The 26,463-nt window shown below is 39.2% G+C and carries 26 protein-coding genes and 1 other RNA gene; 2 read left to right on the top strand and 25 right to left on the bottom strand.

The window, feature by feature from the left end:
* Positions 1 to 69: 69 nt before the first annotated feature.
* The 19 genes from holA to rnpB form a co-directional block, all read right to left on the bottom strand.
* The gene (gene holA, locus HCCG_RS08575; RefSeq protein WP_014666396.1) at positions 70 to 1,071 is read right to left on the bottom strand and encodes a DNA polymerase III subunit delta; all 1,002 of its coding nucleotides are present in this window, start codon (positions 1,069 to 1,071) and stop codon (positions 70 to 72) included.
* The gene (locus tag HCCG_RS08570) at positions 1,064 to 3,142 is read right to left on the bottom strand and encodes an RNB domain-containing ribonuclease (protein WP_002957102.1); all 2,079 of its coding nucleotides are present in this window, start codon (positions 3,140 to 3,142) and stop codon (positions 1,064 to 1,066) included. Before HCCG_RS08570 ends, holA begins: the two co-directional genes overlap by 8 nt.
* A 44-nt stretch (positions 3,143 to 3,186) precedes the next feature.
* Positions 3,187 to 3,870, bottom strand: a complete 684-nt coding sequence (locus HCCG_RS08565; RefSeq protein WP_002957101.1) for a metallophosphoesterase — start codon at positions 3,868 to 3,870, stop codon at positions 3,187 to 3,189.
* 17 nt (positions 3,871 to 3,887) lie between these two features.
* Positions 3,888 to 5,987 carry a M99 family carboxypeptidase catalytic domain-containing protein gene (locus HCCG_RS08560; RefSeq protein ID WP_015453283.1) on the bottom strand — a complete coding sequence of 700 codons (2,100 nt, stop codon included), beginning with the start codon at positions 5,985 to 5,987 and terminating at the stop codon, positions 3,888 to 3,890.
* Positions 5,987 to 6,874: a glycine--tRNA ligase subunit alpha gene (gene glyQ, locus HCCG_RS08555; RefSeq protein WP_002957099.1), complete on the bottom strand. Its 888-nt coding sequence runs from the start codon at positions 6,872 to 6,874 to the stop codon at positions 5,987 to 5,989. Before glyQ ends, HCCG_RS08560 begins: the two co-directional genes overlap by 1 nt.
* A 1-nt stretch (position 6,875) precedes the next feature.
* Positions 6,876 to 7,838: a damage-control phosphatase ARMT1 family protein gene (locus tag HCCG_RS08550; RefSeq protein ID WP_002957098.1), complete on the bottom strand. Its 963-nt coding sequence runs from the start codon at positions 7,836 to 7,838 to the stop codon at positions 6,876 to 6,878.
* Positions 7,835 to 8,320 carry a DUF3972 domain-containing protein gene (locus HCCG_RS08545; RefSeq protein ID WP_002957097.1) on the bottom strand — a complete coding sequence of 162 codons (486 nt, stop codon included), beginning with the start codon at positions 8,318 to 8,320 and terminating at the stop codon, positions 7,835 to 7,837. The genes HCCG_RS08550 and HCCG_RS08545 overlap by 4 nt, the downstream gene beginning before the upstream one ends.
* A gap of 9 nt (positions 8,321 to 8,329) precedes the next feature.
* Positions 8,330 to 8,824, bottom strand: coding sequence for a 5-(carboxyamino)imidazole ribonucleotide mutase (purE, locus tag HCCG_RS08540; protein ID WP_002957096.1), 495 nt, complete (start codon positions 8,822 to 8,824; stop codon positions 8,330 to 8,332).
* Positions 8,825 to 8,892: 68 nt separating this feature from the next.
* Complete coding sequence (gene thrC / locus HCCG_RS08535) at positions 8,893 to 10,392, bottom strand: threonine synthase (RefSeq protein WP_015453284.1); 1,500 nt, start codon at positions 10,390 to 10,392, stop codon at positions 8,893 to 8,895.
* A 92-nt stretch (positions 10,393 to 10,484) separates the two neighbouring features.
* Complete coding sequence (locus HCCG_RS08530; RefSeq protein ID WP_002957094.1) at positions 10,485 to 11,327, bottom strand: hypothetical protein; 843 nt, start codon at positions 11,325 to 11,327, stop codon at positions 10,485 to 10,487.
* A gap of 11 nt (positions 11,328 to 11,338) precedes the next feature.
* Positions 11,339 to 11,947, bottom strand: a complete 609-nt coding sequence (locus HCCG_RS08525; protein WP_002957093.1) for a toxin-antitoxin system YwqK family antitoxin — start codon at positions 11,945 to 11,947, stop codon at positions 11,339 to 11,341.
* A gap of 35 nt (positions 11,948 to 11,982) precedes the next feature.
* On the bottom strand, positions 11,983 to 13,248 hold the full coding sequence (gene murA, locus HCCG_RS08520) for a UDP-N-acetylglucosamine 1-carboxyvinyltransferase (RefSeq protein ID WP_002957092.1): 1,266 nt from the start codon (positions 13,246 to 13,248) through the stop codon (positions 11,983 to 11,985).
* Positions 13,249 to 13,269: 21 nt separating this feature from the next.
* Positions 13,270 to 13,677 (bottom strand): hypothetical protein, encoded by a 408-nt coding sequence (locus HCCG_RS08515; protein WP_002957091.1) that lies wholly within the window; start codon positions 13,675 to 13,677, stop codon positions 13,270 to 13,272.
* Positions 13,678 to 13,687: 10 nt separating this feature from the next.
* Positions 13,688 to 14,512 (bottom strand): UTP--glucose-1-phosphate uridylyltransferase GalU, encoded by an 825-nt coding sequence (gene galU, locus HCCG_RS08510; RefSeq protein ID WP_002957090.1) that lies wholly within the window; start codon positions 14,510 to 14,512, stop codon positions 13,688 to 13,690.
* A 9-nt stretch (positions 14,513 to 14,521) separates the two neighbouring features.
* Positions 14,522 to 16,150, bottom strand: a complete 1,629-nt coding sequence (locus HCCG_RS08505; protein ID WP_002957089.1) for a lytic transglycosylase domain-containing protein — start codon at positions 16,148 to 16,150, stop codon at positions 14,522 to 14,524.
* Positions 16,151 to 16,158: 8 nt separating this feature from the next.
* The gene (locus HCCG_RS08500; protein WP_002957088.1) at positions 16,159 to 16,458 is read right to left on the bottom strand and encodes a YggT family protein; all 300 of its coding nucleotides are present in this window, start codon (positions 16,456 to 16,458) and stop codon (positions 16,159 to 16,161) included.
* Between the two features lie 9 nt (positions 16,459 to 16,467).
* The gene (gene gltX, locus HCCG_RS08495; protein WP_002957087.1) at positions 16,468 to 17,850 is read right to left on the bottom strand and encodes a glutamate--tRNA ligase; all 1,383 of its coding nucleotides are present in this window, start codon (positions 17,848 to 17,850) and stop codon (positions 16,468 to 16,470) included.
* Between the two features lie 2 nt (positions 17,851 to 17,852).
* On the bottom strand, positions 17,853 to 18,416 hold the full coding sequence (locus HCCG_RS08490; RefSeq protein WP_230197936.1) for a flagellar FLiS export co-chaperone: 564 nt from the start codon (positions 18,414 to 18,416) through the stop codon (positions 17,853 to 17,855).
* 102 nt (positions 18,417 to 18,518) lie between these two features.
* Positions 18,519 to 18,844, bottom strand: an RNA gene (gene rnpB, locus HCCG_RS11545) — RNase P RNA component class A.
* Positions 18,845 to 18,906: 62 nt separating this feature from the next.
* Here rnpB and HCCG_RS08485 point away from each other — a divergent pair.
* Positions 18,907 to 19,347, top strand: a complete 441-nt coding sequence (locus HCCG_RS08485) for a MarR family winged helix-turn-helix transcriptional regulator (protein ID WP_002957085.1) — start codon at positions 18,907 to 18,909, stop codon at positions 19,345 to 19,347.
* A 58-nt stretch (positions 19,348 to 19,405) separates the two neighbouring features.
* On the opposite strand, the gene HCCG_RS08480 is transcribed toward HCCG_RS08485, so the two are convergent.
* From HCCG_RS08480 to tig, 6 genes are read right to left on the bottom strand one after another with little or no spacing between them, the layout of a single operon-like run.
* Positions 19,406 to 19,678, bottom strand: coding sequence for a metal-sensing transcriptional repressor (locus tag HCCG_RS08480; RefSeq protein WP_002957084.1), 273 nt, complete (start codon positions 19,676 to 19,678; stop codon positions 19,406 to 19,408).
* Between the two features lie 9 nt (positions 19,679 to 19,687).
* A complete protein-coding gene (locus tag HCCG_RS08475; protein ID WP_002957083.1) occupies positions 19,688 to 21,214 on the bottom strand; it encodes a YifB family Mg chelatase-like AAA ATPase in 1,527 nt (508 codons plus the stop codon).
* On the bottom strand, positions 21,214 to 21,753 hold the full coding sequence (gene def / locus HCCG_RS08470) for a peptide deformylase (RefSeq protein WP_002957082.1): 540 nt from the start codon (positions 21,751 to 21,753) through the stop codon (positions 21,214 to 21,216). Before def ends, HCCG_RS08475 begins: the two co-directional genes overlap by 1 nt.
* Positions 21,704 to 22,891 (bottom strand): GGDEF domain-containing protein, encoded by a 1,188-nt coding sequence (locus HCCG_RS08465; RefSeq protein ID WP_002957081.1) that lies wholly within the window; start codon positions 22,889 to 22,891, stop codon positions 21,704 to 21,706. The genes def and HCCG_RS08465 overlap by 50 nt, the downstream gene beginning before the upstream one ends.
* Before the next feature lie 16 nt (positions 22,892 to 22,907).
* Positions 22,908 to 23,498, bottom strand: a complete 591-nt coding sequence (clpP, locus tag HCCG_RS08460; protein ID WP_002957080.1) for an ATP-dependent Clp endopeptidase proteolytic subunit ClpP — start codon at positions 23,496 to 23,498, stop codon at positions 22,908 to 22,910.
* Positions 23,499 to 23,507: 9 nt separating this feature from the next.
* The gene (gene tig, locus HCCG_RS08455) at positions 23,508 to 24,890 is read right to left on the bottom strand and encodes a trigger factor (protein ID WP_002957079.1); all 1,383 of its coding nucleotides are present in this window, start codon (positions 24,888 to 24,890) and stop codon (positions 23,508 to 23,510) included.
* 72 nt (positions 24,891 to 24,962) lie between these two features.
* On the opposite strand from tig, the gene fliI reads away from it, so the two are divergent.
* Positions 24,963 to 26,381, top strand: coding sequence for a flagellar protein export ATPase FliI (gene fliI / locus HCCG_RS08450; RefSeq protein ID WP_002957078.1), 1,419 nt, complete (start codon positions 24,963 to 24,965; stop codon positions 26,379 to 26,381).
* Positions 26,382 to 26,463: the final 82 nt, after the last annotated feature.

Here is a 26,463-nt window from a genome sequence, read left to right as displayed (position 1 = left end):
TCTCCTTTTGGTGTAACCGCCCTTTCGTAGCCTAAATGAGCCAAAAGAGCAAGGCATAGGGGGCGGATTCTAGCGTATCAATTCTTGAATTTTGATTAAAGCACCCATAGATTGCTTAGATTTGCCCTTGCTGACTTCATATCGCCAGAGTGAAAGTAACTCAAAAATATGAATATATTCTGCTTCCTTAAAGCGTATGCAGTAGCGTGATAAACGCTCAATAATGTGGTTTGGGGGATTATAGCCTAGAATCTCCCTTGCATTGATACTCCCATAGCTTTTCGCGTAAGCAAAAAATAAAAAAAGTTGATAAAAAAATCGCTGAATCTCCCCAATCATCATTATTTCATTCACACCCTCTTCATAAATATTTTGCAATATATGAATAAAGGGCTTTTTATCCATAACCGCACAGCACAGCTCTTCTATGCTAAAGCTCCCCACACCATCGCATAATAGATTAACTTCACTCATATCAATGCTTTTTCCCGCATAAATGCTAAATTTCTCTAGCTCATTTAGGCTTAGGGCAATATCATTATTTTGTATATTTAGAATTTGAGTTAAGATTCTATCTTCAATCTTTAGCCCAAGCTCCTTGCTTCTTTCCTGTAAAAAGCCTATACATTCTCTCATATTTGGCTCAAAAAATCGCACTTCAACAACGCTATTTTTTGGCATTTTAGGGTGATGAAAATACCCCACAATACCCTTGCAATCACGCATATAATCGCCACTAGACTTATTTTGTGCTTGATAATATTCTATAATCAAGGCATTATGTGTATTAGCACTCAAAGAGTGTAAAAAGAGTTCAATATCTGCTTTGCTAAGTCTGTGATTAATCTTTAGCACCACAAGGGAGCTTGTGCCAAAAAGTGAGCCTTGTGAAAGCAGGGTATTGATGCTGATATTATTGTATTCATCAAAATAAAAGGTGGTTTTTTCTTCACTCTTTAAGCTTTGGGCAATTTTCTTACCATAATAGCCCACCATAAAGCTATCTCCATACAGCAAACTCGCACGAGGCGGATTTTCTTTGAGCAATGTATCAAGCTGGGCTTTATTCATTTTTATCCTTTTTTTTCTTTGTGGCATTTGTGTGATTTTTAGTGCGTTTTTGCGTGGTTTTTTGTGCTAAATCCTGCAACATAGAATCTTGTGCTTGTGAATCTAGCACCTTTGCATAAACACTCATAGTGAGCAAATCCACCTCCATAATCTCCACTTCCACCACGCTAAAACGCGGCATAAACCTATCAAGTGTGATTTTCACTTGCGGAATGACATTAAGAGCCACACCTTCCCCTTCATCTCTGCTGACTAGAATCTCACATCTAAGCCCTTTATCTAGCAGCCTTTTAGCATATCGCAACATTTTAAGATGATAAAAATACGATTCAATCTGGGCTATTTGCTTTTCTTTTAGGTTGAGTTCGTGGGTGGTGGCATTGCAAGATTCAAGCAAAAATGGCAAATTTTTATCCTTATGTAAAATCGCTTTTAAGATTCTATGCACAATAAGATCACTATATCGGCGGATAGGTGAAGTGAAATGCGTGTAAGATTCAAATCCTAAGCCAAAATGTGCCAAAGGCTTTGAGCTATAAGTCGCTTTGCTTAGAGATTTAATCATAAGCCCATCTACTATTGCTCTTTGATTGTCATTTTGAGATATTTTGGCGTTATCGTTTTCATCAGCTTGAGCTTGAATCTGCGTAATCAGCGTGTGTATATCTTGTGTCCTTGGCACTTCATAGCCCATAGATTCTAAATCCCATCTTAGCTCATCTATTCGCTCTAGCTGTGGCGGAGGGTGGATTCTAAAAATACCTGAATCTAGCATTTTTGCACTCTCCACATTAGCTAAAAGCATAGATTCTTCAATAATGCTATGGGCTAAACTTTGAGTGTTTTTCTGCCACGAGGAAATTTCCATAGATTTATTAAACTTTAATTTTATCTCTTCATTTTTAAAATCAAAGCCCACATTTAAGCGGTTTTTTCTACATTTTTTCACAAATGGCACATAGGCTTTGAGCCATTGCGTAACAGAATCGGGCAGTTGCGTGGATTTAACGGACTTATTTTGTAAAAAAGATTCTATTTCTTCATAGCTGACATTGGCGTGTGATTGTATAAGGGCTTCAAAAAGCCTACTTTTTTTCACTTCTGCTTTTGTGTTTAAGCTTATCTCCCACACCATTGCTAAACGCAGTTCATTCTGCTTTAAAGAGCAGATTCCACTGCTTAGGGCAAAAGGCAGCATAGGCAGGACTTTGTGTGGAAAATACAGACTAAAGCCCCTTTTTTTAGCCTCTCTATCAAGCTCACTATTAAAGCTTACATACTCGCTGACATCGGCTATTGCCACATAGAGTGTGCGTGATTTTACATCAAAATAAATCGCATCATCGTGGTCTTTTGCATCAATGGGATCTATCACGCAAAAGGGCAAATGGCTTAAATCCGCACGATTAGGATACATAGCCTTATCCACTTCATTACCAAAAGACAAAGCAAATTCATTAGAGCTAGGGCTAAAATCATAGGCACGATTATAAGTGCTTAGGGCTATTTTTTCATCAATATTTGCATCTTCTAGCACCCCAAAAACTTCAACTATATTGCCACTTGCCACTTCCACTTTTACCACACAATGCTTTGGCAGGGCTTTGAGTGATTTTTGTGAGAGTTTTAGCTCAAGGTAACGCCCCCTTTTGCCCCTAGATTCTAACTCTAGGGCAAGAATGCACCCCTTTTTCATCACAAGCACGGCAATGGCGTAGGGCTTTATGGCGTATAAAAGTGTGATAAGATTTGCTTTTTGTTTTGTTTTGCCTTTTTGTCCTTTGCTTTTTGCTTTACCCCTTTTAGCTAAGATAATATCGCCCTTTTTGAGTTTATAAAATTTACCTTTTTCAAGCACAAAATCCGCAGAATCTGTATCTCTAAAACTTTTTAAAAAAACCTTGCCACTTTGTGAAATATCCACACTGCCGATGATAAAATCACTTTTAAGCTTATGGATATTCCCTTGTGTTTCAAGGACATCGTATTCTTGGAGTTTTACAAAGGCATTATGGAATGATCTTGGAATCTGCTTTGTGCCATTGGCGATAAGTGCGTAAAAATAAATCATTCTTTTATCCTTTGAGTCTTATTTTTCCCATTAGATTCTATCCTCTAGATTCTATTTTTTTCTCGCCATAATCTTAGAATCTCGCCCAAAGTCTTTGGCTCAAAGCCCAAACGCTCACAGCTGACATTAAAGCAAAAGGAATAATTTGTATCGCGTGAATGGATATGTCCGTGGATATTTAAGCTACAATCTGCTAGGGCAAAAAGCGTATCTAGGCTTTCTCTACTCTTAGCAAATCTATCGTGTGCCTTGCGGTGAAATACCGGAAAATGCGAAAACATAATCCGCTCCCCACCACAATCAGCAATAATAGCATTGAGATACACATCATCTTTTATCATCATCTTGCCGTATTTTTCATAGAGTTTTTTGCGTATCGCCTTAGCATTTGGAATCTGCAAATTTAAGCCCCTTTGCACCTGCCAGCTTTTCAGTGCTTTAAGCTTGGTAAAACGCGTAACATCATTATTGCCGACAAGGAGCTGTTTTTTACCCCGCAGTTCTTTTAGGTAGTGAAACCCACCCGGATAATACAAATCCCCCAAATGTAAGATTCTATCTTTTTTCCCCACTGCCTTATTCCATAAATCTTTATGAAACGCATAAAAATCATCATAGCCATTTGTCCTAGCACTTTTTAGGCGTGAAGGCTCTCTTTGCAATACTGCTTTATGTCCAAAGTGGCTATCGGAGATAAGAAAAGTATTTTCATTAATGATAAAATCCATACCCTTATCCTTATAATTTATGGGATTGGCTCTAAAAGTCGCTTTGCTACATAGCCTTGTATCTCTCTTTTGCCACTTTGAGATTCAAAGATGTAATAAATTTTCGCCCACTGTGCATTGTTCTCGCCCTTTTCAAAGGATAGAATCTGCATTTTTCGTCCCTTTGGTGCTTTAGCGATGATGATAGAATCTGTGCTAGGCTTTGCCCTTACCATAGCGGTATTAACGATGACTTTGGCATAAGATTCTGTCTTTTTTTGCTCTAATTTAGAATCTTGCTCTGTGCTTTGGGGCGTTTTTGTGGTTTTTTGCGGTGTAGATTCTGTGTTTTGGGCTTGGCTTTGCTCTTGTGGGGGCAAAAGCGTGTTGCTTAGAGCTTGGCTTATCACATAGCCCTGCAATGTTTGCGTGGATTTTGTTTGTGGAATAGAATCTACTGAAACTTTGCTCCATTTGCCTACTTGTTGTAAAACTTTTACCTGTGTATATTTTGGCAATTTGGCGATGATAGCAGAATCTGTGCTAGGCTTTGCTCTTAAATTTAGCCCGAGATTTGATTTGACAGCAAGTATTGCGGGGGCTGTGTTTGTAGATTCAGATTCTATTATTTTTGGCTTGGGTTTTAAAGTCGCTTGTGAATCTGTTGTTTTTAAATCTATTGTCTTTGCTTGGGTTTGTTTTGAATCTGCAATTTTTGCTGTTTGCGTGGCTTTGGCAGTTTTAGAATGCGGAGCTGGCGTGTAATGCACTTGCTGAAAGGTTGAAACTCTTTTCTCTCTAGGCTTGGCAAAAGAGATGATAATCATACCGCTAAAGGCATTATCGCGGTAAAACTCCGCACGAAAATGTAAAGCATTAGTATCAAGGCTATATTGGGGCTTAAAGTCTTTTTTGTAGATTGTTACACCGCTTTCATTAGGCAGGGGATTATTATCATTAGGCAAGACAAAACCGATAACATTTACTCTATGATTGGCTAAAGGCTCAAACTCAACGCTTTGCTTAGCATAGACTATTGAGCCTATTGGTGCGGATTGTAGCTCTCCATCAACCTTGATCTTGACATTTTCAAGTGAATGTTCAAACTCATACCATTGTGGGGAAAGTGTGCTAAGTTTGCGTGAGCCATAGTGTAAATTGAGCTTGCCATTTTTGCCCGGAACTATACCAAGCAGATAGCTTGGGCTTTCAATCTTTAGCTGTTTTGGGCTGTTTTGCTTTGGCAGTGGAAAATAGGCAAGGTTAGTCCGCAAGGAATCTAGGGGCAAAAAGATAGAATCTTCAATCTTTGCGTATAAATCTGTTGTGTTAAGAAGCGTTTTAATCGTAGCGACATTCAGCTTAAAATCCCGCTCAAAAGTAATACCTAGCTGTCCTAGCAGAGATTCAATAGCTAAAAGATGATAAAACACACGCGTTGGCACATCAAGCTCTTTGCTTGTCTCATTTGTAAGGGCGGGTTTATTTAAAGAGAGTGAAAAGAAAGTGAGAGCTTTGAGTTGCCCAACATCATTTTTGGCTTTTGTTTGGGTATTATGCACGTGGAAGCGATGAATGGGATTTAAAATCCGCAGATTAATATCAGCCACCATTTGAGCCACAAAGGATTCTAATTCCCCATATTTTCCATCAATGCGTATTTGATCCACAACCGAGCAGTTGCCCCATTTATGTGGATTTAAAAGATTGCTTTCATACTTTGGACGCCAATATCCACTCCCATCGTGCAAGTGCATAGAGATGTCAATTTCCGGGTTGGCAAGGAGCTTTTTAATTTTTTGGATACTCTCATAATCTGGGTCATTGTGGCTCAAAGCAGCAAACTTGCGATTCATATCGCCATACACGCCACGCATATTGGCAAACATTCCGTGCGGATTCACCACAGGCACAACCCACACGCTCCCCTTTGTTATCTTATAATGTCGCAAAAATAAATCTGTGGAATAATACGCCCCGGGTTCATCGCCGTGAATCCCGCCCATAAGCAATAAAGTCGGTGCGTTTTTATCGCCATAATTAAGCTTGTAAAGCTCAAAATCCCGCACGAGATTCTCCGCATAAAGCAGATGTGTAAAGGTGCTAAAAGTAAGAAAAAAAGTAAGGATAAAACGCATTATAGCCCTTTTGCCTTTGTGATTCTATGCTCCCTTTCACTCTCCATTTCTTTATAGAGTAAGGCACAGGATTTGGCTAAATCTCTAATTTGCAAAATGTAGTTTTGCCTTTGAGCTACCGAAATGGCTTTTCTGGCATCAAGGACATTAAAGCAATGGCTTGCAAGCATTGTGTAGTCATAAGCAACAAGGGGGATTTTCTGCTCCAAGCAGTTTTTGACTTCATTAGCGTATTGATTAAAAATGCTACAAAGCATTTGTGTATCTGCCACTTCAAAGTGATATTTTGAAAACTCATATTCCCCTTGCAAATGCACATCGGCATAGAGCATTGGCGGATTAGTATTCCACACAATGTCAAAAATATTTTCCTTGCCTTGAATATACATTGCTAGTCTTTCCACACCATAGGTGATTTCTACTGCCACAGGGCGACAGGGGATACCGCCTACTTGCTGAAAATATGTAAATTGCGTTACTTCCATACCATCTAGCCATACTTCCCAGCCTAGCCCCCACGCTCCAAGTGTTGGGGATTCCCAATTATCTTCTACAAAACGCACATCGTGAGCCTTTATATCTAGTCCCAAAGATTCAAGACTACGCAAATACAGCTCTTGTATATTATCGGGGCTAGGCTTTATAAGCACCTGGAATTGATAGTAGCTCCCTAGGCGGTTTGGATTTTCCCCATAGCGTCCATCTGTGGGGCGGCGAGATGGGGCGACATAGGCTACACTCCACGGCTTTGAATCTAGGCTTCTTAATAAAGTCGCAGGGTGGAATGTCCCCGCTCCTGCGGGAATATCATAGGGCTGCACGATAAGGCAACCTTGATTTTTCCAAAACTCCTGCAATTGTAATAAAATATCTGAAAAACTAAGCATATCACTCCTTTATATAATGTGTATTGTGTAAAAACATCATCGTGCCTTTGGCTTTGTTGCAAAACTTTGCCACAACATCGCATTTAATCTTAAAAAGCAAAAAAAGTCGTTCATCTTTATAAGATTCTAAACATTCAAAATTCCCCATACCTTTGGCTAGAATCATATCCGCAGAATCATAAAGGCTTTGCGTTTGAGTATTCGCATCAGCATACACAAAGCCCGGACTTCTCACACCTGAGCTTAAAACTTCACAAGATTCTGCCAAAGGCTGTGCTAATGGGTGAAGCATATCCTGCAATGTCAAATCATTAATAATCGCCCTGCCACGCACCGCATAGCTTATGCTAAGATGTGGATAAATAGCTTTAAGCGTGGCAATAAGCAGAGTATCAAAGATATTTTCCCCCGCATTATCCGCAATATATAAAAGACTTCTAGCAGATTCTAATTTTGAGATAAAAGGCTTTAAGTCATACGCCCCAAAGTGCAAAGATTTAAAATCAAAATCTGCATTGTCAAAGCTAAAGCTATGCTGTGAGCCATAGTCAATAACATTGCCTAAAATAGCCATTCTAACTGCCCAATCTAGCCGAGCAAAGATAGAATCTTCACCCCATACTATTTTTTCATTATGTATTGTTGGCTCAAGCTTTGGGGCAGGGTAGCGTGAGATAAGCTCTTGGCAGATATGAAAGGCTTTTTGTATGCTCTTTTGCTTGATGTATGCGTATGGGTCATCATTTTGTAGCGTGGTGGATAAATCTTTATAAATATCAATAGCAATTTGTGGGGGTGTGAGAAGATTATCTTGCTTATTTGGTGTGATATAGCTTTGTTTAAGAGATGAAAGTTTTTTTTCAACGCATTCTTGCAAGGGTTGTAAATTATGCGTTGGAAGCATTTTTGAAAAGTTTTTAATCTGCCTTTGTAAGCAGTCAAAACACATCTCTTGTGCTATCATTTTGTCTCTGTCATATTGGAGACTTTGCCCCACATCAAGCGATATTTGCGTTTCATAAATTCAATTTCTTCCCTTGAACGCTCTAATTCCAAACGCAAAGTCTCCATTGTCTTTTTATCATCATCATACACTTCCTGCATAGAAATAAGCGCATCTTTTAGAAATGAGTTTTCATTTTTAAAAGCACTGATGGTTTCATCTTTTGCTGAAATAACTTTATCGTGCAGCCCAAGGATAGTGGAAATTGTCTTTTCTACAAAGACAGGATCAAGCTCCTTGCCATTCATATCCGCAGACACTAGCCCAGATTCTACCTTTTTCACAAGGGCGGAAGTCCCAGAAGTCGCATCAACAAAAATCTTATTTTCCTCTTCCTTGCTTTTAATACTCCCCTCATTGATTAAGTCCATAATCTTTGTTTCATCAAGCCCAGAGAGCTTAATAAACTCGTGGAGTTCTAGCCAAGTTGTCGTATTTTCCATAAATCCCCCTTAGATTCTCACTTCAATCTCTGCCGAATCTAGCTCTACCTTTTTGGCTTTCATCACGCGATCTTCAATGAGTTTCCCCGCTAGCTCATCATTTTTAAGACTTAGAATCTGCATAGCTAAATACGCCGCATTAATTGCCCCAGCCTTACCGATACTCACCGTTGCCACAGGCATAGAGCTAGGCATTTGCACCGTTGAAAGCAAGGCATCAAGTCCGTCCATTGCCCCACCACTTAAAGGCACACCAATCACAGGCCTACAAGTTTGAGAGGCAATCGCCCCGGCTAGATGTGCTGCCATTCCCGCTGCACCGATAAAAACTTGTGCGCCACGAGATTGTGCGTCTTTGACATATTCTTTTGTGCGTTCCGGTGAGCGATGAGCCGAGCTTATAATCACCTCATAAGCCACATCAAATTTTTTAAATACTTCTATACATTCACTCATCACACTCCAATCGCTCTTGCTCCCCATAATCACGCTAACAAAGTCCATTTTCACTCCTTTTGACTCTTTTAAAATGTGCGGATTCTAGCATATTTGTATTAATTCCTTGTGTGCCTTTAGAATGTCTTTAGCCACTCTATAATGCAAGATTCTAGCTTTGCCACATCAAGCACATCTTTTTGCACTTCATCTTTGTTAAAAAGATCTGTGATTTGTTTTGAGATTGTGCAGTTGGCTTTGGCACAGATTGTTTTAATGGCTTCTTCATCACAAATATTTTGGGAAGATTCTAGAATCTGTCCTTGTGTTAGAGCGGTATTCACACTTGGGGCGAATTTACTCCATTCCGCTGTGGCTAGGATAATGCTTTTATCTATCACGCCTTTTTCCTGCAATGTCTTTGCTACATAATAGCCAATAGCCGTGTGTGGGTCAAGCACATAGCCATTTTTAAAGCATTCTGCGATACTTTGCAGACATTGTGTATCATCGCAACTCATCGCACTAAAATCTTCTCTCACAAGAGCAAGTTCAGAATCTAAAAGGCTATATTTGCCTTGCGTTGAGAGATTCTCCATTAGCTCCTTTGTGCGTTTAGCCCCAAAGTAAAAATACAGCATTCGCTCTACATTTGAGCTTTTTAGAATATCCATTGCTGGGGATTTTGACTTGATAAGATGACGAAAAGAAATATCATATACACCCGTATTTATAAAATCGCTTAAAATAGTATTGACATTAGAGGCAACCACAAGCTTGTGTATGGGTAAGCCCATTTTTTTAGCAAAAAATGCCCCTAAAATATTGCCAAAATTCCCACTAGGCACGACAATGGATAGCTTCTCTCCAAAGGTGATATTGCCATTTTTTACCGCACTCATATACGCCCAAAAATGATACACAATTTGAAAAACAATGCGTCCTATATTCACAGAATTAGCAGCGGAGAGCGAGATTCCAAGATTGTTAAGCTTATGGATAAAATCTTTGTTGGCAAGGAGATATTTTAACGCACTTTGAGCATCATCAAAATCCCCCTTAATGCCAATAACCTTGCAATTTTTAGATTCTTGTGTTGTCATTTGCAGTCTTTGCACATCACTTGTGCCACCACTTGGGTAGAGACATACAACTTTTATATATTCTTTATTCGCAAAGCTTTGCAGTGTCGCAGGACCGGTATCACCACTTGTAGCAGCTAGAATCATAAAAGGGGTTTTATTTGTTTTGGCAAAGGAAGAGAGTAAAACACCAAAGGGTTGCAAAGCCATATCCTTAAAAGCTCGTGTAGGACCAGAATAGAGATTGAGCATAAAGAGATTTTTGCTTAAAGTGTGGAGCGGGGCGGGATTTGTAGGATTATCAAAGCTATCATAGCTTTGCAGGGCTTGTTGCAAAAGATTTGGGTTAAGATTGAGATTCAAAGAAGAAAAGAGCCTTTCGCATAATTGTTTATATGAGAGATTTTGAAAACTTTGTAGCATTTCTTGACTAAACAAAGGAAGTTTAAAAAATGTATAAAGTCCGCCTTGTGGGGCATTTGGATTAAGTATTGCGTGTTGAAAAGTAACGCCTAAATCTTTATTATCATCTCGCGTAGAAATAAACATACTCATTGTAGAATCCTTTATATGTTGTGATAATTTTTGTAAAAATCTTTACTTGTGAAAATTCTTGTAGCAATCCCCGCATTCTAGCATATTTTGTTTTAACGCTTTATTTCCATATCTTGGTTGTAAAACACTTCACGCACAATCTTGCCGGATTCATCAAACCCTACTGCCTTGCCTTCTTTTTTGCCTTGTTTGTAGTGGAGCTGATGCCAAAGTTTGCCATTTTTTATGTCATAAATATTCATCTGTCCTTCTTGCAAACCATAGGCAAAGTTCATCTCACTTTTAATCTTGCCACTTGTTACATCAAAAAGTCTGCAAGGTCCGTGAAGTAGCCCATTACGATAATGGGCTTCATAAATCAGCACACCTTTTTGGCTAAACATTTGAAATAACCCCTCCATTTTGCCATCAATATAAAATGCTCTCTGTGCCACTCCGCCATCAAGGTAGTATAGAATCTCTTTGCCGTGCTTGATTTTTGTGCCATTTTTGTAAGTGATTTGGGCGTTATATGTGCGTCCATCTTCTTGTATTTGCTCGTTTTTTTCCTCTCCTGTGATGTTTTCAAGCATTTCTTGCGTGTAGGTTTTTTTGTGAGTTTGGCTTTCTTGTGGAGATAAAGGCTCTGTGGAAGCTACAAAATCTTGCTCTTTTTGACTGCTTGGAGTGCTTGTGTTTGGCTCATTTATGGGGCTTTGGGCAGGGTTTGAGATAGAATCTTTGATAGCATTTTTAGCAGAAGTTTGAGTAGGTTTTTGAGTGGGCTTTTGCTTAGGCTTTGTATTTTCGTTTTGTTTGTGTGTGGGTGTTTTTGCGGGGGTTGAAATTGTGGTTTCTTGTGGTGTTGGCTCTCGTTGGCAGGCGGTCAAAAACCCTAACACATAGCAAAAGATAAGAAAGCTACAAGCTTTTGTTATTATTTTGCCCTTTGTCATTTTCCCTCCTTTTAGTAGCACGGATTCCAGCGACAGCTTGTTTCATTAATGACATTACCTTTTGTGTCGTATTGCTTAATCCATTGCTTCTTGCCTTGTTTATACATTGTCTCAAAAGTGAGCTTTTCATACTTGTCAAATTCCTGCCTTACGCCCTCACGCATATCATTTTTGTAAAAAAACTGTTCTTTTATTTTGCCAGATTCATAGTATTTTTTGCCCTCGCCCTCGCGTTTATTATCCACATACATTTGTGAGCTTTCAATCTTGCCATTTTCATAATAAAGTGTGCGGGTATTTGTCTCTTTGCCCTCAATATATTCTCGGGATTCTTTAAGTTTGCCGCTTAAGTAATATGAGCGGACAAGTCCATCGTATTTATCATTAATGTAATTTGCACGGAAAATCACAACGCCATTTGGTGCGATTTTAATTTGTTTGCCACATTTGAGCGTTGTGCCTTTGCAGTATTGTGTCTTTATGGTGATAGGTGAATCTTTGCTTCCTGTGTAGGAGATTCTTAATTCCAGCTCATTTACTTCACTCTGTGTTGCAAGTGCTGTGAAAGCAAAGACTACGCTTAAGACTAAAAAGATTCTTTTTATCACATTTTTTATCACTTGTCCCCCTTAGATTTTCCCCATAGACTTAGAATCTAGCTCTTTAGGCGTGTGATATTGACACCTAGATTAAGAAGCTTTTTTTCAATTTGTTCATAGCCTCTATCAAGGTGGTAGATTCTGTGGATATTTGTTACCCCTTCACTCACAAGGGCAGCAACGATGAGGGCGGAACTTGCCCTTAAGTCTGTCGCCATTACATCGGCTCCAACAAGGGGGCTAATGCCCTTTATCGTGGCGTGATTGCCTTTGAGTGAAATATCTGCACCCAAGCGTTGCAATTCACTCACATGCATAAAGCGATTTTCAAATAATCGCTCTTCAATCACGCTTGTGCCTTCACATTGTGTCGCTAGAGCCATAAATTGTGCTTGCATATCGGTTGGGAATCCGGGATATTCAGTGGTAATAATCTCAAAAGGTTTTAGCTTCTGTGCTGGAAGCAAAGTGAGTGAAGAATCGTGCCTGTTAAAACTAAAGCCAATCTCTTCTAGCTTATCAGTAATCGCTCCAAGATGAGCATTTTGCACCCTTTCAAGCGTGATAGAAGAGTTTGTGATTGCCGCAACACATAGATAGGTCCCAGCTTCAATTCTATCAGGTATAACTTCAATAGGATTAAAATCAAGTAATTCTCCGCCACTGCCTGTAATAGTTAGCTCATTTGTCCCAATACCTATAATCTCAACGCCACTTTGGGCTAGAATCTCGCATAGTTGCACGACTTCAGGCTCTTTAGCAGCATTAATAATACGCGTTGTGCCTTGAGCTAAGGCGGCTGCCATAATGACATTTTCACTGCCTGTAACGGTGATTTTATCAAATAAAATATCAGCCCCTTTTAGTCCGCCTTTGGCTTCAGCAATAATATATCCACCCTTAATTTGAATTGTTGCACCCATTTTTTCCATAGCCTTGATATGCAAATCCACAGGACGCGCACCAATAGCACAGCCACCGGGCAAACTCACCTCGCAATGTCCAAATCGCGCTAAAAGCGGTCCAAGCACAAGAATAGAAGCACGCATTTTTCGCACAATATCATAAATGGCTTTAGTATGCACGATATTTTGGGCTTGAGCTTTGAGTGTGTTAGGATTACACCACTCAAGATTCACGCCTAGATGTTCTAAAAGTTTAGCTAGAGTTTTGACATCAGCTACATTAGGCAGATTGCTGATTGTTACTTCGTTTTTACTAAGAAGTGTGGCTGCAAGTATGGGTAGGGCGGAGTTTTTCGCACCAGAAATGCTAATGCTTCCTTGAATCTTTGGAGTTTTGTGTATTTGTAAAAAATCCATTTCTTATCCTTTTGTTTGTGCTTATTTGCTTTCGCGTTTTTGTAAGGCTCTGCCAATTGCCTCTTTGATATTTGCTTTGCTTTCAGGGTTGGCAGATTCAAGGCTATCTTGAAAATTCACTACTTCATCAACCTCCATAAGATTCATATTTACAGCAAAGGCAGAAATAAGCTCAATCCACAAGCCATACTCTTCGCCATTCTTTGGATAAGTCTTAAAAGAGCGTAAAAACTCATCAAGCAATGGCTTAAGTTTAGCTTTGTCATTTGCAAACTCATTGAGTTCTTTAAACAGGATACTCAAGCGACTTTCTTGTATCTCTGTCTTATCATTTTCAAGTGCAACAGCCAAAAGCCCAGCAAAGATAACAGGTAAGCATAGCAGAAAAAATACCAACCAACAAACAACATAAAAGCTAATATTAAACATTTAAGGGCTTCTAGTGCTTAAAATGCTCATAAAAATCAATTGTTGCTTTTACATAGCCATCAATACTTCCGCAGTCATAGCGTTTGCCTTGAAATTTATAGGCTAATACTCTGCCTTGCTTGGCTTGCTCTAAAAGGGCATCAGTGATTTGAATCTCCCCTTTTTTGCCCGGCTTTGTAACACGCAGAATATCAAAAATATCAGGCGTTAAAATATAGCGACCAATAATGGCAAGATTGCTAGGGGCTTTATCAATGCTTGGCTTTTCTATCATATCGCTTACACGATACACGCCAGATTCTATCTCTTCACCTTGGATAATGCCGTATTTATTCACTTCATTCTTATCCACTTCTTCAATAGCCACAATGGAGCAACGATATTTTTTGTATAAAGCTACCATTTGGTTAAGCACCCCTGCACCTTTTGCATTATGACACAAGTCATCAGCAAGGATTACGGCAAAGGCTTCATTACCAATGAGTGTTTCGCCTGTCAAAATAGCGTGTCCTAAGCCTTTCATTTCATTTTGCCTTGTGTAAGAAAAGGTGCAAGAATCTGTGAGTTTCCTAATGCTAGAGAGTAGTTCTTCTTTATCTGTGCCAGAGATTTGATGTTCTAGCTCATAATTTATATCAAAATGGTCTTCAATACTGCGTTTGCCCCGCCCTGTAACAATGCCGATATTGTGGCAACCAGATTCTAAAGCTTCTTCTACACCATATTGAATAAGGGGCTTTGTAAGAATAGGGAGCATTTCTTTTGGCATAGCTTTTGTTGCGGGTAAAAATCGTGTGCCATACCCAGCGGCGGGAAATAAGCATTTATGTATCATAGAATCTCCTTAATTGATAAGTGTTTGCTTGAGATATTCTTCAAGATTGATAGTATTGCCAAAACTCTCTTGATAAACAATATAATTTGCTAAAACTCTAAAGCCATAATCACGGGATTCTTTATAGGGGATAAGTTCCATAGAGAGCCACGGCTCGTAGTTGCGATTTTTCAAAAAGAATTTTTTTGTTTTTAATGTGCGGCGTAAAAAGCCCGGACCGCCATTGTAAGCATAAGATACAAAAAGCGGATGTTTAAACTCCCTGCCCAAATCATTAAGATAGAATGTCCCAAATTCTAGGGCGGTTATGGGGTTAAACATATCTTCAAGCGTGATATTGTCGCGTTTTAAGCTTTTGGCAAAAGGCTCTACATTAAAAGGCATAATTTGCATCATACCCAAAGCATAAGAAGTCGAGACAAGAGCGGGCAAAAGGGTGCTTTCCTGCTTGGCAATAGCATAGGTAAAGGCTTTTTCGTGATCACTTTTCCACTTAAGCTTGTCGCTAAAAGGCGTGATAAAATAGTGAATCTTAAATTTATTGAGCTGATTTAAAACATACGCAAGATGTGCGCTTGTATCTTCATAGGTGAAATGTTTGCTTAACTCTTCTAAGTCTTTATCACTCTTAACTTGCGAGAGATTATCTTTTAAAAGTTGCCATTGGAATGGGTCTTTAATGTCAAAATCAGGCTTTTTAGGTGAGAGTTTGCCTAAATCTGTTACTACTTCGTAGCTTGGTTTTACGCCTAACTTTTGATTAGCATAAATGGTGTAGAGATCCACATTTGTGCTTGAAGCAAGATTCTCTAAGACTTTGTTATCGTGGCTTAGGGAGTATTCCCAAAACAAAGCACGATTTTTTTGCATAGCTGTTGGGGCATTTTTACTTGAAAGTCTAAAATATTCTAATGCCGCTTTGGGCTTTTGATGTAAAATCTCATTAAGCCCTAGCAAAAAAAGTGTGTAAGAATCTGCTCCTGTAATTTTTGCACCGATAAGCGATTTTTTAAACTTTGCATAGCTGTTATCGTGGGTAACGATGATTTTTTGTAGCATATTGTTAAAAGATTTATTATTTTCATCAGCAAATTTTTTAAGGGCTTGGGGTTTAATGGTTTGATTGATAATCTGTAAGCGTTGGTTATCTCTTAGTGTATAATACAAGGCTGCAAAAGTCGCCGCATCGCTATTTAGCATACCTGTTAGGATATTTGGTTTGCTTAGAATCTCAATGCGTTTTTTGTATGTAGGATCATTTTGAAAGGTTTTGAGCAAAAAGTCTTTATTTTTCTGTGGCATTGTGGGGACATTAGCGAGATTTAGCCCTGATTTTATACAATCTTTGTCTTGCTTTTTTAGACTTTCAAAGCTCAAGCGTTGGCAATAAAGTTTGCGTGGGAGTTCGCTGACTTTTCCTTTGGCACTCATAAGGCTATCAAGCTTTGAAGTTTTGCGGTGGATAAGCTCATAGGCTTTGAGTGCATCTTGCAATGAAGTATGCTCATTTGATAAAAATTGCCAGATGTAAAAATCCCTTGCCAAGCCTTTTGGCTTAGATTCTAAAAATTCAAGTATAATATCCGTTTTGGCAAAACCAATACAAAGGGCTAAAAGCAGTAAGATTAAGCTTCTCATTTTTATCCTTAAATTTGCAAAGTTTTAGCGTAGTTGGCTAGAATCTGCACGAGAGATAAATCAATAAATTTAAGTAGCACCGCCACAATAAGTGGGGCAAAGTCAATGCCATTTATCGCTGTTGGTATAATGGAGCGTAGCCTAGCATAAAGGGGCTGTGTTAGGCGATTTAGCACTTGCACGATGGGGTTGTATGGATCAGGTCTTACCCAGCTTACAAGTGCGGCAATCACAATCACCCACACATAAAGATTTATAAGCATACTCAAAATCATAGCAACCGCATTTAAGAGAGTGCCTACTACCATCATCTCCTCCTAGTCTTTTATAGCTTGTGTTGAATCTGCATTTGAATCCGCAATGGCATTTCTATCTAATCGCACAATATCTTTTAGGAAAAATCGCAAATAGGGGTAAATCTCGCTTAATTCTAAGCCGTGCGTTTGTCCGGTGAGCAGAATCCTTAAAGGCTTAAAGAATTTTTTGCCCTTTAAGTTTGAGCGTTGCATTAGGGCATTTTTCAAGCTTTCATAATCTTGCAAATTTAAGTCCTTAGATTCTATCATCTCGCATAAAATCGCATATAAAATTTTACATTCCTCCACATAGTTTTCTCCGCTCTCTCCATTTTCAGCAGTCTCTATGCACTTTGGAGCAAAAATCTTATCTAGCTTTTCTCTTATCTCATTAAGTGTGCTTGCCTCTTGCAAATGTAGCTTTGCTAATGCCCCCACACTTGAATCTTTGCTATCAACAAGCAGGGCAAATTCCTGCTCGTTTAGCATTTTTAAATGTTCTCTATTTAAGAATCTTAATCGCTTGATGTCAAACTTCACAGGCGATCTAGCGATATTTTTTATATCAAACCACGCAAAGCTTTCTTGCAGTTTAAACACTTCTTGGGGCGTATGATTCCCCATTGAGATGAGATAGTTGATAATCGCTTGTGGTAAAAAGCCCTGCTCTAACAGCCACGCCACAGATGAGGCACTATCTCGCTTACTCATCTTACTACCGCTTTCTCCCAAAATAATAGGCAAATGTGCGTAGCCTAAGACTTTTTCATAGCCCAAAGCACGATGGATTAGAATCTGCCGTGGAGTGTTGCTTGTATGATCTTCTCCACGCACTACAAAGCTTACATCATAGAGCATATCATCTACCGCACAAGCGAAGTTATAGGTTGGGATTCCATCTTCTTTGATAATCACAAAGCTATCAATCTCGTGGGGTTCAAAGCTTAGATGTCCTTTGATTGAATCTTCAAAGCTAATGGTGGAGCTTGCTCCTTTAATGCGGATAACGGGATTTTTATTTGTATGCTTTTCAAGCTCCGCCCACTGCATATCGTAGCGAAAAGGCTTTTTTTGTGCTTTTGCCTCTTCTCGCTTAGATTCTAAAAACTCCTTAGAGCAGTAGCAGTAAAAGGCTAAATCTTTTTCTATGAGATATTGTGCGAGTTGGCGGTGCTTGTCAAAATTATGACTTTGATAGATAAGATTATCCCACAATAAGCCAAAAAGATTTAAAAGAGAGAGAATCTCCTTATCTTTGCCTTCAATATTTCTTGCTAAGTCTGTATCTTCAATGCGGATAAGGAACTTTTGGTTAGTTTGTTTGGCAATAATGTAGTTAAAAATCGCAGCCCGCAGGTTGCCTATATGTATATCACCTGTGGGAGATGGAGCAAAACGCAACATTTCTATCCTTTAAGCATTTGGCTAAACGCCTTGGCGTTAAACTCATTAAAGTTGTAATTCTCGCTTGATGTGCTAGGTGTGCTAGATTCTATTAACGCATCGCTAAGAGTTAGAAGCATCTGCGTGATTTCCTGTGATTTTTCCTCTATGTAGGCAATAAGGGCTTGTGTATTTGAATCTGCTTGAAGCAGTGGCATAGGGTTATCAATACAAAATATGTAAGAAGTCGCATTGAGTGTCGTGCTAAGCTGTGTGTTAAAGAGCTTTACCCCCATAAAAGCGGTGTTTTCTATAATGTCCTGCAAGTCTTGCGAATCTTGTGAAAGGCTGTTTGCACCCAAATCTTTTGCTAGTTTCAAAATCTTTCTACACGCTACATTCGCCGTTTGCAATGCTCCTATAAACTCATTTGCCCCTTTCATATCCTCGCTAAATTTATGTATGCTTTGCGTATTAGAATCTTGGCTAAATTGCTTTTCTATGTCCTTTTGGTGCTTTTGCATCATGGCGATTATATTTTGCATATTTACCTCTTCACTTTGGAATCTTGTTGATTGTTTAAGCATATTTTGTTCCATATAATGCGTTGTCTTTGTAATTTAGTTCTAAGCGGTTTTAGCGAGTTTGGATTCTAGCTTGAAAGAATGTATAGTCATTAAATATGCGTCAAACTAGGCATAGCGATAAGCCGAGTTCTGTCGTGGGTGGCTATTTATCTAGGGCATATTTCACAATATGTCTCAAGCGAAGAGTTTGAAGTGTAAGACGATAACCATACTCTTCTTGCTACGGATTGGGTTTGCATTGACATTTTGCATTGCTGCAAAATCGGTAGGCTCTTACCCCACCTTTTCACCCTTACTTTCTTGCAAAAGCGGTTGTTTTCTGTTGCACTTTCCCTTAAGTTACCTTAGCCATTTGTTAAATGGAATCCTGTCTTTGTAGCTCGGACTTTCCTCTTTTGTTAAACAAAAGCAACCACCTACTATGCCTAAGTGCAAATTATAGCAAAATTTGTTACAATACCCACAATCTAACTTTAAAAAGGCTTAAATTTTGCAGAATGATACGCAATATCTCATCGGGCATCACATCGGTAGAACGGCTAGAAGTTTTCAGGAATTTTTCATTAAAGAGCTTAAGGCTCATAATCTTAGCTTTGAGCAAGGTGTGATACTTTTTATGGTATCAGAAAATCCCAAAATTCACATTAGCCATATCGCAAGGGAGCTGCATAAGGATAAGGCGACTATTTCACGCGAGGCTAATTCCCTTGTCAATAAGGGCTTGTTTGTAAAAACTCAAGATTCTTGTGATAAACGCACTACACTCCTTGTGCTTACCCCAAATGGTGAAAATGCACTTAATCTTATTAAAGATAAAATCAAAAAATTAGAATCTTTGCTTTTTTCGCGTTTTTCACAAGATGAGATTAACACCTGCCTAAATGTGCTTGAAAATATGCGTTTGGCGATTAAGGAAAGTTTGCAAGAGTAGAGGCTTTTTTTTAAGATTCTGCTTAACACACTTTGTTTATTAAGCAATAGAGATGCTTCTAACTCATACGACCAAAATGCTCTAGGGCTTTGGCAAGATCACTAAGTGCCGTGTCAATATCGCTTTTAGAATCTGCGATACTATCTCGCACACAATGATTAATATGCCCCTCAAGCACAATCTGCCCCACTTTGTGAATGGCACTTTTTGCGGCATTAAGCTGGATAAGCACATCAGGGCAGGGAGCGTCTTCACTTATCATCTTATCAATGCCATTAAGCTGACCTATGATTTTTTTTAAACGGCGATGCAGGGCTTGTTTATCGTGCATAGTCTCTCCTTAGATTTTCCTATAACTCAACGCTTCTAGGATATGGGCTTTTTGTATCTCCTGCTCCCCTGCTAAATCGGCAATGGTTCGTGCGACTTTTTTAATCTTATTTAGCCCACGATATGAGAGTGAGAAACGCTCACTTGCTTGGGTAAGTAAGGCAAGTGATTGTGAATCTAGCTTGCAATATGTCTCAATCTCTTTTTCATTTAACTTGCCATTGAAGGCGTTTTGCCCCCTTTGCTTTTGCATTGTAAAGGCTTGAAATACAAGCTCTTGCATACTCTTAGAATCTAGCCCTTTTGGTAGATTCCTATCTTTTTCATACTCATTCATCTGCACGAATAAATCAATCCTATCTAAAAATGGCTGGGATAATCGCCCACGATAGAGACTAATCTCTCGTTCTTGACAGCGGCATTCCTTTGTTTTACTAAGCAGATTCCCGCACGGGCAGGGATTGAGTGCGGCGACAAATAGGAAGTTTGTATCATATTCAAGCTTTGAATGCACGCGTGAAATGCTAAGTTTATTATTTTCAAGTGGCTCACGCAGAGATTCTAAAATATCTTTTTTAAAATGCGGTAATTCATCAAAAAATAAAATGCCATTATGGGCTAATGCCACTTCCCCGGGCTTGACTTCATACTGCGTAGCAGAGCCTAGGATACTTGATTTACTCGCACTTTGATGGGGATTGCGGAATGGGCGAAGTGGCGTATAAGTGGCAGTTTGCTTGTTTAGGGACTGATATTTTATGGTTTCTATCATCTCTTGCAGTGAGCTAGGCGGGAGAATATAGGGCAAACGCTTGGCTATCATACTTTTGCCACTACCCGGTGAGCCTTCCATAATGAAGTTATGAAGCCCAGCAGCAGCAATAAGGGCAACACGCTTAGCAATATCCTGCCCCTGCACTTCGCTAAAATCAAAGTCAAAATTTTCATTATAAAAATATTTCTCCCCTTGCACTTCAAAGTTTGCAAAGCCAAAATGCGAGATAGAATCTATGCTATGGGGCGTTGTGCTATGCGGATTAGATTCTAGATTATTCAAAATATCTATGGCTTCTTGCAGGTGCGAGACAAAATAAAATTGCAAATGCGGAATGGGGGATAGAAGCTCTTTTGCAGACAAGGGGACAATGACTTTTGCGTCCTTATGCAAAAGGGTAATGTCAAGCAGGAGTGGATAAATAGAATCTGTGTATTTCACACTCCCATCAAGCCCTAGCTCCCCAAAGGCAAAAATATCCTTGAGCTGCGTTTTTTGCAGTGCTAGGGCGATTGGCAAGTCAAAATGCCCTCCATTTTTGGGAATATCTGAGGGGGAGAGATTGATATTAATTTTTTGCGGTGGCAGGGTGATACCGATATTGGCAAGTGCAGCTTGGACGCGTTGTTTGGATTCTTGGATAGAGCTATGGGCTAGACCTGTGATATTAAAGCTAGGCAGTCCCCTAATGAAAGTGGCTTCTACCTGAATGATTTTTGCACTCGTGCCAAAGCTTGTCGCACTAAGGATTGTATTAACCATTATGTTTTTTGATTTTTTAGTTTTTTGAGTTCTTTTTCAAACTTCTTGCGTCTAAGAATGGGGAGCTTATCTACAAATAAGATTCCATTTAAATGATCTATCTCGTGTTGTAATGCCACGGCTAAAAAGCCCTCTGCTTGGAGAATCTTATCATTGCCAAATCTATCTTTATAAGCGACTGACACTTTATTAAATCGCTTCACACTTTCATAAAACTCCGGCACAGACAGACAGCCCTCCTCCCACTCTATATCATCTTCTTGGGTTAAAAAAGTGGGATTAATTACTTCTAGTAAATCTTCTTTGTATTGTTGCTTATCCTCATCTCGTGGGAGATTGATAACAAGAATCCGCTTGGCAATGCCGACTTGAATTGCCGCCAGTCCCACACCGCCACTTTCTATCATCGTCTCATACATATCATCAAGTAGGGTATGTAGAGATTCATCAAAAGATTCTACTTTTGTAGATTTTTGACGCAAAATGGGGTTAGGATATTTCAAAATCGCCAAAGTCGCCAAAATCATCTCCAAAGCCATCTTTAGATATATCTAAATCATCTGAATCTGCACTGCCAAATGTCCCGCCCCCGCTGCTATTTTCTGCTTGTTTAAATTGCAAGTGTTTGTTTTCGCTCAATGCTTCATCAAGTGCGGCTTTTGCCTCTTCTAGCATAGATTCAGGCGTTTTATTGACATCAAATACAATCCCGCCCATAACGATATGCAAATGCAAATCCAAATCACCGATAAAAATATTGGTCGTCTTGCATTTTTTAATCACTTCTTCGCACAAGTCTATCGCACCTTGGGCTTGAACATTTTTAAGCAACATTCCAAATCGCCCACCGCCAAGATAGCTGACAAGGTCCTTTGTGCCGATATTCTTTGAAACGATTTTAGCGATATTTTTAAAAGTCGTAACAAGCTTTGTTTGGTCTGTGAGTTGTGCGCCAAGCTCCTTTGACGGAGAAAACACTACAAGTGCAGAGTGGCGTGGAAACTCTTTGCCATTTTTACATTCAAGTTCCAAAGATTGCAGGAAAAAGCTTTTGCTGTGGATTCCAAGTGTTGTGTCATACATAGCACTTGTTTTGGCTGTGGAGGACTTTGCATACATATCTCGATATGAGCGAGAGATATTATCAGCTTGTGTAACAAACTGCTTGTGAAAGCCCTTAATCTCGTTTAGCAACACCTTAATGGCATTCTGTGTGCCAAGGGGATTTGTGATAGCAGCAATTTCAGCAAGGCGTTTGTTTGTATTGCTCTCCATTGATGAGAGTTGCTTACAAAGGGTAAGGAGCTGCTCCAAAACGGATTTAAGCGTTGTAAAATTATCATTGAAAGTTTTTTCAAGGGCAATAAGCCTAGAATCGTGATTTGCACTCTCTACCATCGCCTTAATCTTTTCTCGCACATTTTCATCTTGTTCTTGTGAGAGTGTTTTTTCAAAATAAGCTTCAAAGTTTTCGGGTAAAGGCAAAATGTCATCTTTTTCAAGGGCTTCCATTGTCTGTTTGGAAATAGAGCTGAGCTTTTGTGTCGTATCTGTCGGGGTTATGGACACAGAGGGGATAGACTGCGTTTTTGCTTTACCGCCTTCTAGCCCCACGACATCAAGATTCCCAAAAAAATCATTATTGCCAATATCTAAGTCTAATCCACTTAAATCCATAAAATACCTCCAAAACCTATTTCAAACTTTTTGTAAGAATCTTATCAACCAATCCGTAATCTTTCGCTTCTTCTCCACTCATAAAAAAATCTCGTTCCGTATCTTGTGTGATATTTTCCACACTCTGCCCTGTGTTTTCCGCCATAATCTCATTAAGAATCTTTTTCAAACGCAAAATCTCTTTAGCCTGAATCTCAATGTCTGTGGCTTGTCCTTGTGCGCCACCAAGTGGTTGGTGAATCATAATGCGAGAGTTTGGCAGAGAGAAACGCTTACCCTTTGTGCCAGAGCTAAGTAAGAATGCCCCAGCAGACGCAGCTTGTCCAATGCAAATGGTGCTTATATCAGAGCGGATATAATTCATCGTATCATAAATGCTAAACGCACTTGTGATAACCCCACCGGGCGAGTTGATATAAAAGTTAATATCCTTATCCGGGTCTTCAGCTTCTAAGAATAGCAGTTGGGCTACGATTGAAGAAGCGATATGGTCATTTATCTCGCCACTTAGCAAAATAATGCGGTCTTTAAGCAAACGCGAGTAAATATCATAACTTCGCTCACCTCGCCCCGTGCGTTCTATAACAAAAGGAATATATCCACTCATTGCTTATCCTTATTTAGTTTTTTTGCTAGATTCCGTTTTGCCTGAATCCGCCTTAGATTCTGCTTTGGAATCCGCTTTTGAAGTTGTGCCTTTTTCTTTGCTTTTTGCAAACTTTTCATTAAGCAAATAATGTAACACCCTATCTTCAATCATTGTCATTTTAATAGCAGGGACAAGGTTATTTTGTTGATAGTATTCTAAAACTTCTTTTGGATTCTGCCCCATCATCATCGCTTCATAATAAATCGTTTGTAAAACTTCATTATCTTGGATAACGATATTATATTGTTTTGCTAATTTATCCATAATGAAAGTGATTTGCACACTTTTACACGCTTCATCTCGGTGTGTTTCACGCACCTTTTTTGCCTCTTCTTGATTGTTTTTCATTTTTTCAATCTCTTCTGGGGCAAGTTGAGATAGGGCATTTCTAAATAAAATATCCATTTCCTGCTCTACAATAAGCTCGGGCAGGTCAAAAGAGATATTTTTAAGCAATGCTTCCACAAGCCTTTCTTTAAGCTCTTTATTATAAAGCTCGGTTTTTTGCTCCATTTCAAGCTGTTCTTTAATCATATCTTTTAAGGATTCAAGGCTAGATTCAACTCCGGCGATACTCTTTGCAAACTCATCATCAATTTTAGTTGAATCTTTTTGCAAAATCTTGTGAAGTGTTACATCAAACTTCGCCTTTTTACCCGCAAGATGTGTGGCTTGATAATTTTCTGGGAAAGTAACATCAATACTTCGCTTTTCACCCTTTTTCATACCAATAAGAGTATCTTCAAAGCCGGGGATAAACTGATTTGAGCCAATGACAAGGTTGAAATTCTCTCCCTTACCACCCTCAAACGCCTTGCCATCAACAAAGCCTTCAAAGTCAATATTTGCCGTATCGTCTTTTGCTAAAGCCCTATTTTCTGTAATTTCACTAAGCGGAGCGCGACTTTTAGCAATCTCTGCTAATCGCTCATCAATTTGAGCTTTTGTAATAGCTTCAAGCTGCACTTCAGGGACATATTTTTCTACATTATCGGTTTCAAAGCTTGGTGTAATGCTAATTTTTATCTCTAAATCAATCTTATCTTCATTCTTATCAAACTTTAGAATCATAGGATTCCCAATAAGCGAGTTTGGAGCGACATTTAACTCCTTAAGTGCCAAGTCAAGTAAATCTTGTATCGCCTCTTGCTGTGCGTCTTGCTCTACTTGATCCTTGTATCTTGCTTTGATGACTTGTGCGGGGACCTTGCCTTTTCTAAACCCATCAATTTTCACGCTTTGAGCGATTTTTTTGATGACTTTGTCAAACTTTTCCTCAAGTTTGGATTGAGCAATACTACCATTAATGATGGCATTAGCGTTGTTTGTGCGTTTTGTTGTGAAATTCATAGTGGTCCTTAATGAAATAAAAAAGTATAATTTGGTATTCTATAAAAAAAAATCTTAAAAGTAGGTTTTGTAATGCCATTATCTCACATCAAAGAAAAATTAAAACATAATATGAATCTTTCTCCAAGCTACGGGCAGCTTATAAAAGTTATGCAAAATATGTTTGTAGCTAATGGTGTGAAGCCTTCAGTTGGCGATATTGTAAAAATTATCCCAAGTAGGCAGAATCTAAACGCACAAAATCGTAATGGGAGACTTAATGGGGAGCTTTGTGGCAAATTTGATAAAGAATTTGATAAAGAAGATGAAAGCGAGATTCACACACAGGGTGAAAAAAAGCAAAGTTTGGGTATGGTGATAGCCATTGAGGGGGAGAAATTTTTTATTAGCCCATTTTCCTTTGTAGAGGGGCATAAATGTGGTGATAAGGTGGAGATTCTAAACCACGGGTTAAATATTCCTGTGGGGGAGGCTATGCTGGGGCGAGTGGTGAATCCTTTGGGAGAGCCTATTGATGATAAGGGGAGTTTGCATACTCAAGCGACAACGCCGCTTATGCGTTCGCCGCTAAGTGCGTTAAAGCGAGGGCTTATAGATGAAGTCTTTGAGGTGGGGGTAAAATCCATTGATAGTATTCTTACTTGTGGCAAAGGGCAAAAAATGGGAATCTTTGCTGGAAGTGGCGTAGGCAAATCCACGCTTATGGGTATGATAGTGCGTGGGGCAAAAGCACCCATTAAGGTTATTGCATTGATAGGGGAGCGGGGCAGGGAAGTGCCGGAGTTTATCTATAAGAATCTTAATAATGATTTGACAAATACCATTCTTGTGGTGGCTACAAGCGATGATTCGCCACTTATGCGTAAATATGGGGCATTTAGTGCAATGGCTATTGCTGAATATTTTAAATCGCTTGGCAATGATGTGCTGTTTATTATGGATTCTGTTACGCGTTTTGCTATGGCTCAGCGAGAGATAGGACTAGCCCTAGGAGAGCCACCTACGAGTAAGGGCTATCCCCCATCAGTCTTAACGCTCCTGCCACAGCTTATGGAAAGGGCGGGGAAAGAAGATAGCGTAGGCTCTATCACAGCGTTTTTTACCGTGCTAGTTGAGGGTGATGACTTGAGCGATCCTATTGCAGACCAAAGCAGAAGTATCCTAGATGGGCATATTGTGCTTAATCGTGATTTGACAGATATGGGAATCTACCCACCGATAAATATTCTAAACTCTGCTTCAAGGATTATTAATGATATTATTAGCCCGGAGCATTTAGGCTATGTGCGGAAGTTTCGGCGGTTGTATTCATTGATTAAAGAAAATGAAGTGCTTATCCGCATTGGAGCGTATCAAAGGGGGGCAGATATAGAACTTGATGAGGCGATAAATAAACGCACAGCAATGGAAGCATTTTTAAAACAAGAGATTGATGAAAAGTGGGACTTTCAACGCTCTCTTGATGAGCTATGCAAGATTATGCAGGAGTAGTTTGAAGCTAGGAAATGAATCTAAAATTTAAGCAGATTAGAATATAAAAATTCTACAAACTACAAAAGCATAAAAACACACA

It is taken from the genome of Helicobacter cinaedi CCUG 18818 = ATCC BAA-847 (genome assembly GCF_000155475.1).
GTDB lineage: Bacteria > Campylobacterota > Campylobacteria > Campylobacterales > Helicobacteraceae > Helicobacter_C > Helicobacter_C cinaedi.
The sequence above is the reverse complement of the archived record's forward strand: the minus strand, read 5'-3'. Positions and strand labels throughout refer to the sequence as shown.

Bases quoted from the DNA above. Each gene is read 5' to 3' on its own strand.
- holA (WP_014666396.1), bottom strand. From the start codon at position 1,071: ATGAATAAAGCCCAGCTTGATACATTGCTCAAAGAAAATCCGCCTCGT.
- HCCG_RS08570 (WP_002957102.1), bottom strand. From the start codon at position 3,142: ATGATTTATTTTTACGCACTTATCGCCAATGGCACAAAGCAGATTCCA.
- HCCG_RS08565 (WP_002957101.1), bottom strand. From the start codon at position 3,870: ATGGATTTTATCATTAATGAAAATACTTTTCTTATCTCCGATAGCCAC.
- HCCG_RS08560 (WP_015453283.1), bottom strand. From the start codon at position 5,987: ATGCGTTTTATCCTTACTTTTTTTCTTACTTTTAGCACCTTTACACAT.
- glyQ (WP_002957099.1), bottom strand. From the start codon at position 6,874: ATGCTTAGTTTTTCAGATATTTTATTACAATTGCAGGAGTTTTGGAAA.
- HCCG_RS08550 (WP_002957098.1), bottom strand. From the start codon at position 7,838: ATGATAGCACAAGAGATGTGTTTTGACTGCTTACAAAGGCAGATTAAA.
- HCCG_RS08545 (WP_002957097.1), bottom strand. From the start codon at position 8,320: ATGGAAAATACGACAACTTGGCTAGAACTCCACGAGTTTATTAAGCTC.
- purE (WP_002957096.1), bottom strand. From the start codon at position 8,824: ATGGACTTTGTTAGCGTGATTATGGGGAGCAAGAGCGATTGGAGTGTG.
- thrC (WP_015453284.1), bottom strand. From the start codon at position 10,392: ATGAGTATGTTTATTTCTACGCGAGATGATAATAAAGATTTAGGCGTT.
- HCCG_RS08530 (WP_002957094.1), bottom strand. From the start codon at position 11,327: ATGACAAAGGGCAAAATAATAACAAAAGCTTGTAGCTTTCTTATCTTT.
- murA (WP_002957092.1), bottom strand. From the start codon at position 13,248: ATGGATTTTTTACAAATACACAAAACTCCAAAGATTCAAGGAAGCATT.
- HCCG_RS08515 (WP_002957091.1), bottom strand. From the start codon at position 13,677: ATGTTTAATATTAGCTTTTATGTTGTTTGTTGGTTGGTATTTTTTCTG.
- galU (WP_002957090.1), bottom strand. From the start codon at position 14,512: ATGATACATAAATGCTTATTTCCCGCCGCTGGGTATGGCACACGATTT.
- HCCG_RS08505 (WP_002957089.1), bottom strand. From the start codon at position 16,150: ATGAGAAGCTTAATCTTACTGCTTTTAGCCCTTTGTATTGGTTTTGCC.
- HCCG_RS08500 (WP_002957088.1), bottom strand. From the start codon at position 16,458: ATGGTAGTAGGCACTCTCTTAAATGCGGTTGCTATGATTTTGAGTATG.
- gltX (WP_002957087.1), bottom strand. From the start codon at position 17,850: ATGTTGCGTTTTGCTCCATCTCCCACAGGTGATATACATATAGGCAAC.
- HCCG_RS08490 (WP_230197936.1), bottom strand. From the start codon at position 18,416: ATGCTTAAACAATCAACAAGATTCCAAAGTGAAGAGGTAAATATGCAA.
- HCCG_RS08480 (WP_002957084.1), bottom strand. From the start codon at position 19,678: ATGCACGATAAACAAGCCCTGCATCGCCGTTTAAAAAAAATCATAGGT.
- HCCG_RS08475 (WP_002957083.1), bottom strand. From the start codon at position 21,214: ATGGTTAATACAATCCTTAGTGCGACAAGCTTTGGCACGAGTGCAAAA.
- def (WP_002957082.1), bottom strand. From the start codon at position 21,753: ATGGCTTTGGAGATGATTTTGGCGACTTTGGCGATTTTGAAATATCCT.
- HCCG_RS08465 (WP_002957081.1), bottom strand. From the start codon at position 22,891: ATGGATTTAAGTGGATTAGACTTAGATATTGGCAATAATGATTTTTTT.
- clpP (WP_002957080.1), bottom strand. From the start codon at position 23,498: ATGAGTGGATATATTCCTTTTGTTATAGAACGCACGGGGCGAGGTGAG.
- tig (WP_002957079.1), bottom strand. From the start codon at position 24,890: ATGAATTTCACAACAAAACGCACAAACAACGCTAATGCCATCATTAAT.
- fliI (WP_002957078.1), top strand. From the start codon at position 24,963: ATGCCATTATCTCACATCAAAGAAAAATTAAAACATAATATGAATCTT.